The sequence below is a fragment of the Gordonia jinhuaensis genome, assembly GCF_014639795.1.
GTDB classification, from domain to species: domain Bacteria; phylum Actinomycetota; class Actinomycetes; order Mycobacteriales; family Mycobacteriaceae; genus Gordonia_B; species Gordonia_B jinhuaensis.
Genome location: NZ_BMGC01000031.1, coordinates 33231 through 46737 on the forward strand (window position 1 = coordinate 33231; position 13507 = coordinate 46737).

A 13507-nucleotide genomic window follows, 5' to 3' on the forward strand; every position below is an offset into this window, starting at 1 on the left:
AACGATGAACAACGACAAGCCCACAGCCTTCTCCGTGCCGGTGGTCGACATCTCCGCCTACGTGCAGGATGGCACGCCGGCCGAGCGCGAGAAGGTCGCGAAAGCGATGGACGACGCCTGCTCGACGGTCGGTTTCATCCAGGTCACCGGGCACGGCATCGATGACTCGGTGACCGACGGTTTGGCCTCGGCGATGGATGACTTCTTCGGTCTCGATCTGGAGTCGAAGAAGGGCTACAAGGTCGAGGGCGCCAACCGCGGATACACCGCACCGAAGACCGAGTCGCTGTCACTGAGCGCCGGTGTCGAGGCGGCGTCGCGGATGAACGACTTCTTCGAGGCCTACAACGTCGGCGTCGAGGCACGCTCGTTCACCGACCTCGATCTCGACGAAGGCGACTACGGCGTCAACGTGTGGCCGCAGATCGAGGGCTACCGCGACCGGGTGCAGACCTACTTCGCCGAGGCCTCGCGCGTCGCCTACACCCTGACCAGCATCTTTGCCGACGCGCTGGGTCTGGAGAGTGACTTCTTCGACCGCATCACCGACCACTCCATCGACGTACTGCGGATGAACAACTACGCACTGCCCCCGGGCACCGAGGTCACTCTCGACGGGGATCTGACCGGCATGGGCGAGCACACCGACTTCGGCATCGTGACCGTGCTGTGGGCCGACCAGGTGCGCGGACTGCAGGTGCTCGGCCGCGACGGTGCGTGGAATGACGTCTCCCCCGCCGACGGTGCGCTGCTGATCAATCTGGGCGACCTCACCGCACGACTCACCAACGACCGCTGGATGTCGACGCTGCACCGGGTCAAACCACCGGTGGTCAACGGCACCATCGAGCGCCGCCGCTCGGCCGCGTTCTTCCGCGACGGCAACGCCGATGCGGTCATCTCCACGCTCCCCAGCCATCTGGAATACGACAACGGGATGGCCTACGAGCCGATCCTGGTCACCGATCACATCGCCGCGAAACTCGCCGGGTCGCGCGGAGGCAAGCTCAACGCCGCCGCCGTCCGAGAGGCCGCCCGTCTGCGCGAAGCTGCCACCCGGTGAGCGAAGCAGTACAGGACATCCCCGTCGAGAGCATCCCGACACCGACTGTCGTTCTCCTGCACGGCGCGTGGGCCGGGTCATGGGTGTGGGATCTGCTGACCCCCGCTCTCGAGGCCGCCGGACTCACCGTGGTGCGCCCCGACCTGCCCGGCGGTGGTGATCGCGGTGCGTCATCGCGTATCACGTTGTCGGACATGGTCGATCACGTGCTCGAGGAGATCACCCACGTCAACGGACCACTGGTGGTGATCGGTCACAGCGGCGGTGGTGTGGTGGCCACGAGCGTGGCCGAACGGCTCTGCCATGAGCCTGACCCGCGAATCCGAGGTCTGGGTTTCGTCGCCGGCATGATGATGCCGTCCGGGATGAATTTCGGGGTGCTCTGCGACACCGCTGAACTGGTTGCACCCGTGGGTATCTCGGCGTTCACCGCGCCAACCGCCGATGGGCTGGGCACCGAGGTCTCGCCGGAAGCCGCGGCGTCGGTGTTCTTCCACAATGCCGCACCCGATCTCGCGATCCCCGCATCGCGTCGCATGGTCTCCCAACAGGAATCGGCACGTCTTATCGCACCGGAATGGACCGAGGCCGGCGCCGGATCGCTGCCGCGACTGTACGTGGAGGCCACCGAGGACCGGTCGGTCCCGCTGGCCGCCCAGCGGACGATGCAGCAGCTGTGGCCCGGGGCACGTGTGGTGACCCTCGAATCCGACCACGCACCGCAGTTGTCGCGCGCCGACGACCTCGCGAGCATCGTGATCGAGTGGGTGCTCAACCACGTGTCGCTGACGTATACACAGGCCGAGCCCGCGAGCGCCGGTGCGACACTGGAGGCATGACTCACGACGAACTGGTCGACGCCGCCCGCGGGTTACTGACCGGTGAACACGATCTGATCGCCAACACCGCCAATTTGTCGGCTCTGGTGTATCAGTCTCTGCCGCAGGTCAATTGGGTTGGCTTCTACCTCTACGACGGATCCGAGCTCGTGGTCGGACCGTTCCAGGGCAAGCCGGCATGCGTACGCATCGGCCTCGATCGCGGGGTCTGCGGTGCGGCCGCGCGCACCCGCACGACGCAGCGGGTCGCCGACGTCCACGCCGTCGCCGACCACATCGCCTGCGACGCCGACTCCCGCTCGGAGATCGTGGTGCCATTGGTCGCCGCGGACGAGCTGATCGGCGTCTTCGACATCGACAGCCCGGTCCCCGACCGCTTCACCGCCGACGATCAGGAATTGATCGAGGCATTGGCCGCAGTGCTGATCGACACCATTCTCTGACACGATGGCAGCATGGACCGCATCGCGACGTTCGTCATCAACCATCGTCGCTGGGTAATCCTGGCGTGGATCGTGCTCGCGGTGTGCGGGGCGTTCGGCGCATCCAAGGCCACCGCTGCGCTCAGCTACGACTTCAGCCTGCCCGGTCAGTCCGGCTATGAGACCAACGCGCGGATCGTGTCGGAGTTCGGGTCCGGCGGTGACAACGCACCGGTTCTGCTCGTCGCGCAATCCGACGACTCCGAGTTGAACCCGCAGACGGGGACACAACTCGCCGAGGCCGCCGGGGCGGCGACGCCCGGTGCGCGCATCTCATCGTTCGCCACCGAACCCGCGTTGCTGTCGAAAGATCGTCACACCGGGGTGGTTCTGGTGTATCCACGCGCAATCGGCGGACCCGATCCGTATGCGCAGGCGATGCCCGCGTTGACGAAGGTCGCTGCCGACGGATCGAGTGACTCGACGAAGGTGACAGTCACCGGCGTCGACGCGCTGAAGTCCGGTGGTGGCGGCGGCGGTGTGAATGTGCTGGCGGAGACGATCTTCGGCGGCGTGGGTGCGCTGATCGTGCTGGCCCTGGTCTTCGGGTCATTCCTGGCGATCACCCCGCTGCTGGGTGCGGCTGCGGCGATCCTCACCACATTCCTGATCCTGTGGGGGCTCACCGCCGTCACCGAGGTGTCGTTCATCGTCCAGTATCTGCTGGCATTGATCGGCCTCGGTGTCGCGATCGACTACTCCCTGCTCATCGTCACCCGCTGGCGCGAGGCGCGCCACAACGGTGCCGACAACGCCGAGGCGGTGCGCGAATCACTGCGTACCGCAGGCCATTCGGTGCTGTCTCCGGGGTCACCGTCGCGGTGAGCCTGGCCGCGCTGATCGCGCTGCCGGTCCCGTTCCTGCGCAGCATCGGTTTCACCGGGCTGTTGATCCCGCTGGTCAGCGTGGTGGTTGCGTTGACTCTGCTGCCGGCGCTGCTGCTGACGGTCGGGCACAAACTCGAATGGCCCCATCGCCGTTCGGGTTCGGCGGAGAGCCGACTGTGGCGGCGCATCGGCGGCTTCGTGGTGGCACACCGCTGGTCGTCGGCGGTGGTCGCGCTGGCGATCCTGGTGGTGCTGGCGATTCCGGCGTTCTCCATGCGTCTGGCCGATCCCACCAACTCGTCGTTGGCCTCCACCGGCGGACCGGCAGGTGCGGCGATCGAACGGGTGGAATCAGCGGGCCTGGGAGACGGGCTGACCAAGCCGGTCGAGATCGTCACCGACCGGCCCGGCGAGGTCGTCGCCGCACTGCGCGGCGACGATCAGGTGGCCGGTCTCACCGCACCCGACACCTGGGTCAGCGGGACGAATCACGTGGTCGACGCCTGGACCCACGACGACGTGTCCACCGGCAGTGGATCCGACGCCGCCGCGCACATCCGCTCGGTGGCCGAGGGTCTGGGCGCCGACGTCGGTGGGCTGGCGGCACAGAACTCCGATTTCATCGATGCCGTGTACGGCAACGTGTGGTGGGTGGTGCTGCTCATCATCGTGGTCACCTTCATCCTGTTGGCGATCGCGTTGCGCTCGATCGTGCTGCCGCTCAAGGCGTTGCTGCTGAACATCTTCTCGATCGCCGCGGCCTACGGGGTGATGGTGTGGATCTGGCAGGACGGCCACGGCACCGAGCTCTTGTTCAACCAGCAGGCCTCGGGCGCGATCACGGTGTGGATCCCGATCGCGGTGTTCGCATTCCTGTTCGGCCTGTCGATGGACTACGAGGTGTTCCTGCTCAGTCGTATCCGCGAGGCGCATGACGAAGGGGCATCCACCGACGATGCGACCGTGACCGGCGTGGCGCGCACCGGGCGGCTGGTCACCTCGGCCGCACTGATCCTGTTCCTGGCGTTCATCTCGCTGTCGCAGGTGCCGGCCACCGACGTGAAGATCCTCGCCACAGGGCTGGCATTGGGCATCATCCTCGACGCCACCCTCGTCCGCGGCGTGCTGGCGCCGGCGCTGGTCGCCGCACTGGGTGACGTCAACTGGTGGGTGCCCACGTGGTGGCCGAAGAGCAAGAACTCCTCACACCACGACAGTCAGTCCACGACGCCGTCGAGATAGAACCACCTGCCCTCGACGCGCTCGAATCTGCTGCGCTCGTGGAGCTCACCGCGACCGCCATTGCCCCGGTGGTGGGCGGTGAACTCGACTTCTCCCTCGGTGTCGAACGGCGAACCGCCGCTGGTCGATTCGATGTCGAGGCGGTACCAGACGAGGCCGTCGTCGAGGTCGAGGCTTCGCGGGCGGGTGGCCGGATGCCAGCTCGCCAGAAGATGATCGGCATCGCCGATCGCGAAAGCCGTGAAGCGCGAACGCATCAGCGCCTCAGCCGTGGGAGCACGCTGTTCGCCGGCGAGAACCGGACCACAGCACTCGCCGAATGTCAGACCCGACAGGCACGGACAACGTTGTGCGGCATCGGGTTGCCGTGCTGCGGCACTCATGGGCGAACCCCGCGTTCGATCAACCCGAGAAGTGCCTCATAGTTCGCCTCGTTGTCGAGAAGCTCGTGATCAGGGGCTGTGCTGTCGAGTTCGAGGCTCACCGCACCGTGTACGCACGACCAGACCTGCATCGTCAGCGACAGCGGGTCCTCATCGCGGATCACGCCAGTGGCCTGTCCGAAGCGGATCAGATCGGTCAGCGCGACCAGCGCCTCGGCGCCGACCATGTCCACGTCACACGATCCGGAGAACATCAACCGGTAAAGCGTCGGATTGTCGAGCGCGAAGGCTCGGTAGCGCCGGCCGGCCTCGCGCAGCCGCACCCGAGGGTCGGCGGTGTCGACGCCGCGGATCTCGTCGCGGAGCCGTTCGAATCCGTCGGCCACCACCGATTCGAGCAACCCGTCCTTGCCGTCGAAGTGGTTGTAGACGCCCATCGGTGCGACACCGGCCTGCGCGGCGACCGCGCGCACCGTCAGCCCCTTCACCCCGTCACGCGCGAGAACCACGCGCGCGGCATCGAACAGCGCGCGGCGCACCTGCGCAGCGGGCGTTCTCTTCGTCTTCACCCTTGACAACCTACTGGAACGCTGTTCTTCTAGAAAAGAACGTCGTTCTACAACTCTGGCACATCGTTCTATCGGGAGAATCCCATGACACGTCGCTGGTCGGCCCTGGTGGCCCTCTGCTTCGCCGAATTGATGGTGATGATCGACAACACGATCGTGAATGTCGCGCTGCCGACCATCAGTCGCGATCTCGACGCCGGCATCTCCGGACTGCAATGGGTGGTCGACGCCTACACCCTCGTCTTCGCCGGACTGCTACTGGCAGGCGGTCATCTCGGCGACCGGTACGGGCGCAAGGGGATGCTGCTCATCGGCATCGTCGGCTTCGGTGGCGTGTCGGCCGTCGCCGCATCGTCGACCACCGTGGGCGCACTGATCGCCTCCCGCGGTGCCCTCGGCGTCTTCGCCGCATTGGTGTTCCCGGGCACGCTCGCGCTGGTCATCTCGATCTTCAACGAACCGAGAACGCGTGCGGCCGCAGTCGGTATCTGGGCGGCGACCTCGGGCGTCGCGGTCGCGATCGGCCCGGTGCTGGGCGGATGGTTGCTCGAGCACTACTCGTGGGCGTCGGTGTTCTGGGTGAACGTGCCGATGGCGGTGGCGGCAGTGATCGCGGTGGCCCTCGTGGTCCCCGCCGACCGGCACCGCCACGCCGGACCATTCGATCCGATCGGCCTGCTCACCTCGATCGCCGGGGTCGGCCTGCTCACCTACTCGGTGATCGAGGGGCCCCATCACGGTTGGACGAATTGGCGCACACTCGGCGGCCTCGTGCTCGCCGTGCTGATCCTCGCCGCGTTCGCGATCTACGAGAGCCGCAGCAGGTCACCGATCTTCGATGTGCGCCTGTTCGGCAACCGCCGCTTCGCGATGGCGGCCGCACTCATCTCGCTGGCGTTCTTCTCGCTGATGGGCTTCATCTTCCTCATCACGCAGTACTTCCAGGCCGTGAAGGGGTACGGCACGTTGGAAGCGGGGCTGCGTACGCTGCCGTTCGCGGTGGTGATGGCCGTGCTGTCACCGGTGGCCATGGTGGGCTCGCGGCGTCTCGGCGCCGGCCGGGTCGCCGCGGTCGGGTCTGCGCTGATGGCGGCCGGTTTCCTGCTGGTGGAGGTAGCCGACCGCGACACGGCCTACTGGGGGATCATCGTGCTCGCGATGTCACTGATGGCCGCCGGGCTGGCCTTCATCTCCGGCCCGTGCGCCGACCTCGTGATGGCCTCGCTGCGCCCCGAGCAGACCGGCGCCGGTTCAGCGGTCAACGACACCACCCGGGAACTCGGCGGAACCCTCGGTGTCGCCGTCCTGGGATCGGTGCTCACCTCGGCCTACACCGCGTCGGTGACCCACGGACTCACCGACATCCCACTCCCCGCGGCGGCCCGGGAGGCGACCACCGAATCGGTGATGGCCGGTGTCGAGGTGGCCAAGGCCGCCCCGACGCCGTGGCGCCAGCAGATCCTCGACGTGGTCCAGACATCCTTCGTCGACGGTTTGCACAACGCGTCGTGGGTCGCCGCCGGTGTGATGGCAGTGGCCACACCACTGGCCTGGGTGTTGTTGGCGCACAACCGCACCCGCGACATCGCGATCGCAGGCAACGACGATCAGGATTCGCTGCCCGCCTCCAGTTCGCCGGCAACAGAACGTTCGAGTGCCGCACAGGCCACGTCGGGAACCGCGATCAGTCCGTCGAGTTCGTCGCGCGCCCGACGGTAGGCGTTGCGCCGCTCGGCGGGTGTCGCTGCCTCGTCGACAGCGATCATCACCAACTTGCGGGCGCGTTCGAGGCGCTGGCGTTCGAGTGGATCGAAAGCCGACTGTTTGCGTCGCCGGGCTTCTGTCTCGGCTGCACTGAACGCAACCGAGTAGGCGCGCACCGCGTCGCGGTATTCGGTGAAGCGGTCGATGTCGAGCAGTTCGTCGGGATCGTCGGGCCGGAGGTCGTCGGCGGCGATCCTCGCCTCGTGGAAGGCGCGCGTGAGCGGTTCACGCATATCGGTCATGAGCGGACGTTCGATGATCGTTGCCAGGTCGGTCTCGTACTCGAACCATCGGCGGTTGACCGCGTCATGAGTCGCGGTGGCCTTGGCAATCTGGCTGGCGGTGGCGCGTGTGAGCCGCAACTGCTCGATGCGCGCATCGGCGCACCCGCTCGAGTTCGACCTTGTCGCGGCGACGCTTCTCGTTGTAGTGCGCGAGTCGGCGCGTCCAGCCGCCGGCGATGCCTCCGACGGGGAAGATCACCCACCAGAAGTTGCCTGCGAACTCGAAGAACTGGTGCACAGGACAATGCTACGGCCGCGGCTGCGACTCCTTCTGGGTCCGAGTGACACCGGTCTGATCGTTGTGGGCGTCATGCGCAGCACGGCTGATCAGCTCGATCACCGTGATGAAGGCCTTGGAGGTGGGCGAGACGATCGACGTGTGCGTGGCACCCGGGATGAGCACCAGTCGGGCGTTGCCACCGGCGGCATGCACCGCTGCGACATAGCGTTCCGACAGGACCGGCGGCACGATCGTGTCGGCGGTGCCGGCGACCGCGACCACCGGCAGCTGCGGGTCGAGATTCTCGATCGGATCCACGAGCCGGTAGCGTTCACCCACCTGCTCGGGCGTGCCACCGAGTACCCGGATCACCCGGTAGTCACCCAGCGCCACCGCCTCACGCATGTCGAGCGGACCGGCCAGCGAGATCAGTTCATTCGGCCGAAAACGCGGAGTGCCCTCGTCGATTCCCGGTTCACTGCTGCGACGGGTCGACGCCCAGGTGGCCAGCTGCGCGCCCGCCGAGTGACCGACAACCACTGAGTTCTCCACGTCGAGCTGGGGATATCGATGGGCGATGTCGGGCACGAAGTCCATCGCGCCGGCGACGTCGCTGAACGTCACCGGCCAGCCGCCGCCGGAACCGAGGCGTCGGTACTCGACGTTGTAGACGGCCATGTCTCGCCCGGCCAGGCGCTGGGCGAAGCGATCGAAACTCGACGCCGAGATGTGTGACTGCCACGATCCCCCGTGGATGAGCACCACCAGCGGCACCGACCCCGGTGCACGATGCCCGTCGGCCACGCCGGCGGGCAGGTACAGGTCGGCCCAGTTCTGGGCGGAGTCGTGCCCGTGCAGGGTCGGGTACTGGAATCGCGACACGGTGATACCACCGGGCCGCATGGCCGGAGTGGCTTGATCCGCGTCCTGCCCACCGGCGGCCCGAGACGATCCCCCCGCACTCCCGTGATTCGGGTCACTGAACAGGATCCGTATTCCGATCGCGGCGACCACGGCGACCACCAGGCCGCCGACAACGAAGGCGAGGAAGCGAAACCGCAGGTAGGGAGGTCGTGTCACGATGCAGACGATGATACCGAGGGTCGAGCGGCCAGTGCGGGTCGCTTACTCGGTGGTTCGGTCGGCGACCGGGTGCGAGTGATCGCGTTCGAGAATCGCGATCAGTTCCTCCCACGGGCCGATCAGGTAGGCGTCGTCACCGGCATGCAAGCGCGTCCCACGGCGAGGCGGATGTTCGAGGTCGCCCGAGTCGGCCCGGCCGATGGCGATGACCCGGGTGGACCCCGAGAGTTCCTGCATCTCCATCCCGGCCAGCCCGCTCTCGGGTGTGATGGGCAGCCGCCCCACCATGAACGATTCACTACTCACCGAGAAGGTGGCCATCACCTGCAGACCCAGCGCGGCGCCGATGAACCAGGGCGCGGCCAGTTCGGCGGTGGAGCGGGCGTGGTTGAACCCGAACCGGCTGCCGACGGCCTGGCCGAGTGCGCGATCGAAGATCCGCAGCACCACCGGGACGCCGCGCACCCCCGGCCGTGACACCCAGCGTCGGCCCAGCAGGGTGCGCGCGGCGATCCCGACCTCGATGTTGGTCATGTCGTCACTGGTCAGCACCGCCACCGCGGCACAGCGGTCCACTCCGGCGTCGCGCAGAGTCTCGGCGACGGTCGCATCGCCGAAGATGATCGGCAGCCCGAGCTGGCCGGCGGTGGCGATCAGCCTGTCATTGCTCGCGCGTTCGACGATCACCACACCGTGTCCCCGTGAGCGCAGGCCCTCGGCGACCCTGATCCCGAAGGCGCCCAGACCCACGACCACCACATGTGCCGACATCGCCTGTGCCCTCAGCCTGCCCGCACCCTCGGACAGGCGCCGCGAGATGAGTAGTTCGGCCAGGAAGGCCATGATCATCGCGGTGGTGGTGAGTCCGGCGAACATCAGCAGGATCGACCACACGCGCAGCCAGTCGGGCTGATGGGAGAAGTTGAAGTCGCCGTAGCCGACCGTGGCGATGGTCTCCGAGCTGAAGTAGACGGCGTCGAGAACCGTCATGCCGGGTTTGCGGTAACCCAGTCGCAAGATCACCGTCGACACCGCGATCAGCACCACCAGCACGCCGAGCATCCGGAAGAAGTTCGGGTTGGCGTCGGCGACGAATCTGCGGGCAGCCGCGACCGCACGATGACGGCGCGCGTCGCGGGGGGTCGACTTGATATCGGCGAGCGGGGCGACGGTGTCGGTCACCACCTGCTGGTCGGACAGCTGCGCGGGGGTCCCGACCACGGTCACCACGTCGGTGGTGTCCACACGCAGGTCGCGACCGGGGCAGCGGATGAGGTCGGCGGCCACCTGTTCATCGGCGGCGCCGCGGGCGACGGCCACCGGGGCGATGTCGCCGAACAGCTCCCGCAACGTGCCCCCGCGCGGGACCCGGAGGTCGGCGACCACGAATTCGGTCCCGGCGATGTCGACGGTGTGGCGATTGACCCCCAGACAGGCCTCGATGACCGAGGGGGCGGCCAGATCGGCGATGTCGAGGACTGTGGTGGTGGCGCCGGTGGCGCGCACCGCGTCGGCGACGGTGGCGTTGTCGAGCTGCAGCACCACCCGGATGTCGGGGCGAAGCCGAGCCGCCACGAGAGCGGCTTCCAGATTCCACAATTCGCGGTCGTCGACACACACCACGGCCTGTGCACGCGCCACCCCGGCCGCTCTCAGGGCAGCCGTCACATTCACCCCCGCGGCGTGGCGTGAGACACCCGACTCGGCGGTCGACGCGGTCACCGACTCCGTGATCTCGGGAACCACCAGTTCCACGTGCACACCGGACCGAACCAGCTGATCAACGATGCGCATCGCGATTGCGGAGAACCCACACACGATGACCGGTGCAGCCAAGACGGCCATGAAGCGACTCTAAGCGGTGTCGGGACACCGGGCACGACGGATATAACCGTTATGTCTCGGCACCGGCTCTACGTGGACAACGCGCGCGAGACGGCGCTACCGTCGATGCCGGTATGGACCGGAACTTTCGCGATCTCATCGATCTGATCCCCGACGCGGTATGCGTTCATGACGGGGGTCGGATCGTCTACGCGAACGCGGCCTTCGCCAGGTGGATGGGATCCGAGTCGACCGACGACGTCGTCGGGGCGCCGATCGTGAAGTTCGTCCACCCCGATTCGGTACCTGCCATGCTCGACCGGATCATGCGGCTGCGCGTGGTGGGTGACAGGTCGGAACCGACCGATGCGGTGCTCGCTCCCCCGGACGGTTCGGGGATCGAGGTGGAGTGGGTCGCCTCCCTCATCGAGTGGGAAGCCCGCCCGGCGTATGAGGTGGTGTTCCGCGACGTCGGCCAGCAGCGCCGTATGCACGCGACGCTCGAATATCAGACGACACTGGTCGAGCAGATCAGCGACGCCTACATCGTCACCGACAGTGAGATGAACGTGGTGTGGTGGAATTCCGCCGCCGAACGTATCTACCACCGGGGTGCCGCCGAGGTGCACGGCACACCGGTCACCTCCGCAGTGGGCAGCGGCATCGATCCCGTGGCGATCGCACTCGGCGGCCCGGTCATCCAGCAGCATCGCGACGCCGAGGGTGCGCCGCTGACCGCCCGGGTGAGCGCCGCGCCGGCCGAGTCGGGATTCGCACTGGTGTGTTCGGACCGCACCGAGATCCATCAGGCCGAGCAGCATTTCCTCGGACTGATCGAGACCATGCCCGACGGGCTGCTCATCTTCGACCGCACCGGCCGGGTGACCGCGGCCAATCCCGCCGCCCGCAGCATCCTGCGTCTGCCGCTGCATGCCGGCGATCTCATCCCCTCTGATCCGCCGTGCGGCTCGTTCACGATGGAGGACGGCTCCCACCTGTCGCCGTACCACCCGCTGGTCCAGGACGTGTTGAACCGGTCGATCTCGGTCACCGATGTCCTGGTGCGGACAGTGGATCCCGACGGCGTGACGATGTGGCTCTCGCTCGACGTGAAGCCGCTGACGCCCGGCGACAAGGACTCGCTGATCACGATGCGGATCGCGGATGTGACCACCCAGGTCACCACCAATGCGAAGCTCGAGTACCGGGCCACTCACGACCCGCTCACCGGACTCCCCAACCGGGAGGGTGTGCTCTCGCGCATCGACCTCGCCGTGCAAGAGGGTTTCGGCGCCGCGGTGCTGGTGATCGACCTCGATCACTTCTCCAGCATCAACGTGGCACGCGGACATCACGTCGGCGACGACGTGCTGTGTGTGGCCGCCGATCGGCTGCGCGCCGCACTCGTGGGTCCGAACGATCTGGTCGGGCGGGTGGGCAGCGACGAGTTCGTGATCGTGATCGACGGCGATGACTCCCAGACCCTCACCGCCGCAGTCGATTCGGTTCGCGATGCACTCGCCGACCCGCTGACCATCGACGGCGAACTGCTGCGTATCGACGCCAGCATCGGGTTGACACGGGTTCTCCCCGACGACACCCGCACCGCCCACGGAGTATTGCGCGACGCCGACGTGGCGATGTTCGCGGCGAAGCAATCGACGAAAGCCCAGCCGGAGCCGGTGGATGCGGGGATGGTGAACGTGACCGTCGCCGGTGTCGCCGAGACCACCAACGTACGCGGCGAAGGTCGCCACGGGCTCGACCACGACCATCGTGCCGTCGAGGACCATCACGACAAGAATCGCGACCATCACGACAGGGATCGCCCGAACAGCGGCGATCACCTCCGCAACGATCAGACGGCAGAGCATGACATCCGCGCGGAGGTACGCGCACACACCGACGGCATGGCACGACGCACCTAGCAGTACACCTAGCCGGCAACAACACGCGCCGGGCATCAGAACGGCGGTGGGCCTTCGGCGCCGAGCCGGGCTTGGTCTGCATGTTCTCCTCCAAGGGCTTTGCGGTTACGTTCTCGCTCCTGGCGTCGGCGGGCGTGTGTGTCCGCCAGGCGTGGTCGGCGTCTGGTAGGTGAGGGTGTGTTCGGTTGTGGTGGTGGATGTTTCGGCGGTTGCGGGTCGGTGAAGGTGATGTCCCGCAGCGTGGGGAAGAGATCGTCGCCGGATTCGGCGTAACCGTGGATGGTCGTGCCGTTCTGGGTGTAGAAGACCTGCCGGGCTTTGCCGTTCTCGTCGATGTACTGGTCGTCGAGGAAGACGCCATCGGTTTTCATCTGGTGGTGCATCCGGCATTTCGTGGCCAGTCCTGCTGCAGTGGTCTGACCACCAGCCGCGGGATTGTCGTGATCGTATTCATGCACGTGGTCGAGGTCCCCAGCGAAAGCGGGCTTGTCGCAACCGGGCACCGTGCAGTAGCCGTCCCGGATACGGATGAACAGGTTCATCGCAGTGCTGGGCCGATACGGATCCGATGGCAGATGCGGACGCAACGGCTTACCGTTGGGGTTGATCGGTCGGATGACCGCACCGGCGCGTTTCGCCAACTCCCGCACATAGTCACCGGAGATGACGCCGTAGCCGTCCATGAACCCCACGCCGGAGTGGCGAGGCGAATAGGCGCGCTTGGTCGTGGGCTCGGTTGCGAGCTTAGTCTTGGGCTCGGGTTCAGACCCTTCGGCCGAGTCAGGTTCAACGGCAACAGGTTCCGCATCCTCCGACTCGGGCTCTGTTTCAGGTTCTTCGAGTGTCGCAGCCTCGGTGATCACGTGGATGATCACTTGCGCTTCAGCGGCCTGCAGAGCGTGTCAGATGGTTTGTGTGAGGTAGCGGTGCTCCTGACTGAAAGCCGAGACACTGATGACTGTGGTGGACAAGAAACTCGAGCGTGACCAACGTCGCCGG

At 66.8% G+C, this 13507-nt stretch carries 12 protein-coding genes and 1 pseudogene; 7 read left to right on the top strand and 6 right to left on the bottom strand.

Going from position 1 to position 13507, the window contains the following annotated elements; all coding sequences use genetic code 11:
- Nucleotides 1-4: 4 nt before the first annotated feature.
- Genes IEW22_RS16035 through IEW22_RS20220 form a run of 5 tightly spaced genes read left to right on the top strand, consistent with a single transcriptional unit; the run spans nucleotide 5 to nucleotide 4453 of the window.
- Nucleotides 5-1063, top strand: coding sequence for an isopenicillin N synthase family dioxygenase (locus IEW22_RS16035; RefSeq protein WP_188587729.1), 1059 nt, complete (start codon nucleotides 5-7; stop codon nucleotides 1061-1063).
- A complete protein-coding gene (locus IEW22_RS16040; protein ID WP_229742796.1) occupies nucleotides 1060-1902 on the top strand; it encodes an alpha/beta fold hydrolase in 843 nt (280 codons plus the stop codon). Before IEW22_RS16035 ends, IEW22_RS16040 begins: the two co-directional genes overlap by 4 nt.
- Complete coding sequence (locus IEW22_RS16045; protein ID WP_188587731.1) at nucleotides 1899-2345, top strand: GAF domain-containing protein; 447 nt, start codon at nucleotides 1899-1901, stop codon at nucleotides 2343-2345. The genes IEW22_RS16040 and IEW22_RS16045 overlap by 4 nt, the downstream gene beginning before the upstream one ends.
- Nucleotides 2346-2357: 12 nt before the next feature.
- Complete coding sequence (locus IEW22_RS20215) at nucleotides 2358-3209, top strand: MMPL family transporter (protein WP_268235490.1); 852 nt, start codon at nucleotides 2358-2360, stop codon at nucleotides 3207-3209.
- A complete protein-coding gene (locus IEW22_RS20220; protein WP_268235491.1) occupies nucleotides 3155-4453 on the top strand; it encodes an MMPL family transporter in 1299 nt (432 codons plus the stop codon). Before IEW22_RS20215 ends, IEW22_RS20220 begins: the two co-directional genes overlap by 55 nt.
- Here the strand turns inward: IEW22_RS20220 and IEW22_RS16055 are convergent.
- The gene (locus tag IEW22_RS16055; RefSeq protein WP_188587733.1) at nucleotides 4429-4836 is read right to left on the bottom strand and encodes a YchJ family protein; all 408 of its coding nucleotides are present in this window, start codon (nucleotides 4834-4836) and stop codon (nucleotides 4429-4431) included. The genes IEW22_RS20220 and IEW22_RS16055 overlap by 25 nt on opposite strands.
- Entirely contained in the window at nucleotides 4833-5414 is a 582-nt protein-coding gene (locus tag IEW22_RS16060; RefSeq protein WP_188587735.1) for a TetR/AcrR family transcriptional regulator, read from the bottom strand. The genes IEW22_RS16055 and IEW22_RS16060 overlap by 4 nt, the downstream gene beginning before the upstream one ends.
- Nucleotides 5415-5489: 75 nt before the next feature.
- On the opposite strand from IEW22_RS16060, the gene IEW22_RS16065 reads away from it, so the two are divergent.
- Entirely contained in the window at nucleotides 5490-7124 is a 1635-nt protein-coding gene (locus tag IEW22_RS16065; protein ID WP_188587737.1) for an MFS transporter, read from the top strand.
- Here IEW22_RS16065 and IEW22_RS16070 read toward each other — a convergent pair.
- The 3 genes and pseudogenes from IEW22_RS16070 to IEW22_RS16080 all read right to left on the bottom strand — a co-directional run bounded on the left by IEW22_RS16070 (nucleotide 7013) and on the right by IEW22_RS16080 (nucleotide 10601).
- Nucleotides 7013-7691, bottom strand: a pseudogene (locus IEW22_RS16070) (hypothetical protein). The gene IEW22_RS16065 and the pseudogene IEW22_RS16070 overlap by 112 nt on opposite strands.
- A 9-nt stretch (nucleotides 7692-7700) precedes the next feature.
- Nucleotides 7701-8753, bottom strand: coding sequence for an alpha/beta hydrolase family protein (locus IEW22_RS16075; RefSeq protein WP_229742797.1), 1053 nt, complete (start codon nucleotides 8751-8753; stop codon nucleotides 7701-7703).
- A 45-nt stretch (nucleotides 8754-8798) separates the two neighbouring features.
- Complete coding sequence (locus tag IEW22_RS16080; protein WP_188587739.1) at nucleotides 8799-10601, bottom strand: NAD-binding protein; 1803 nt, start codon at nucleotides 10599-10601, stop codon at nucleotides 8799-8801.
- Between the two features lie 113 nt (nucleotides 10602-10714).
- On the opposite strand from IEW22_RS16080, the gene IEW22_RS16085 reads away from it, so the two are divergent.
- Nucleotides 10715-12508, top strand: a complete 1794-nt coding sequence (locus IEW22_RS16085; RefSeq protein ID WP_188587748.1) for a diguanylate cyclase domain-containing protein — start codon at nucleotides 10715-10717, stop codon at nucleotides 12506-12508.
- Nucleotides 12509-12543: 35 nt separating this feature from the next.
- Here the strand turns inward: IEW22_RS16085 and IEW22_RS16090 are convergent, their stop codons facing one another.
- Complete coding sequence (locus IEW22_RS16090; RefSeq protein ID WP_188587750.1) at nucleotides 12544-13383, bottom strand: HNH endonuclease signature motif containing protein; 840 nt, start codon at nucleotides 13381-13383, stop codon at nucleotides 12544-12546.
- Nucleotides 13384-13507 lie beyond the last annotated feature (124 nt).

Coding starts and splice junctions, on each gene's coding strand:
- IEW22_RS16035 (WP_188587729.1), top strand. CDS start 5: ATGAACAACGACAAGCCCACAGCCTTCTCCGTGCCGGTGGTCGACATC.
- IEW22_RS16065 (WP_188587737.1), top strand. CDS start 5,490: ATGACACGTCGCTGGTCGGCCCTGGTGGCCCTCTGCTTCGCCGAATTG.
- IEW22_RS20215 (WP_268235490.1), top strand. CDS start 2,358: ATGGACCGCATCGCGACGTTCGTCATCAACCATCGTCGCTGGGTAATC.
- IEW22_RS16055 (WP_188587733.1), bottom strand. CDS start 4,836: ATGAGTGCCGCAGCACGGCAACCCGATGCCGCACAACGTTGTCCGTGC.
- IEW22_RS16080 (WP_188587739.1), bottom strand. CDS start 10,601: ATGGCCGTCTTGGCTGCACCGGTCATCGTGTGTGGGTTCTCCGCAATC.
- IEW22_RS16045 (WP_188587731.1), top strand. CDS start 1,899: ATGACTCACGACGAACTGGTCGACGCCGCCCGCGGGTTACTGACCGGT.
- IEW22_RS16085 (WP_188587748.1), top strand. CDS start 10,715: ATGGACCGGAACTTTCGCGATCTCATCGATCTGATCCCCGACGCGGTA.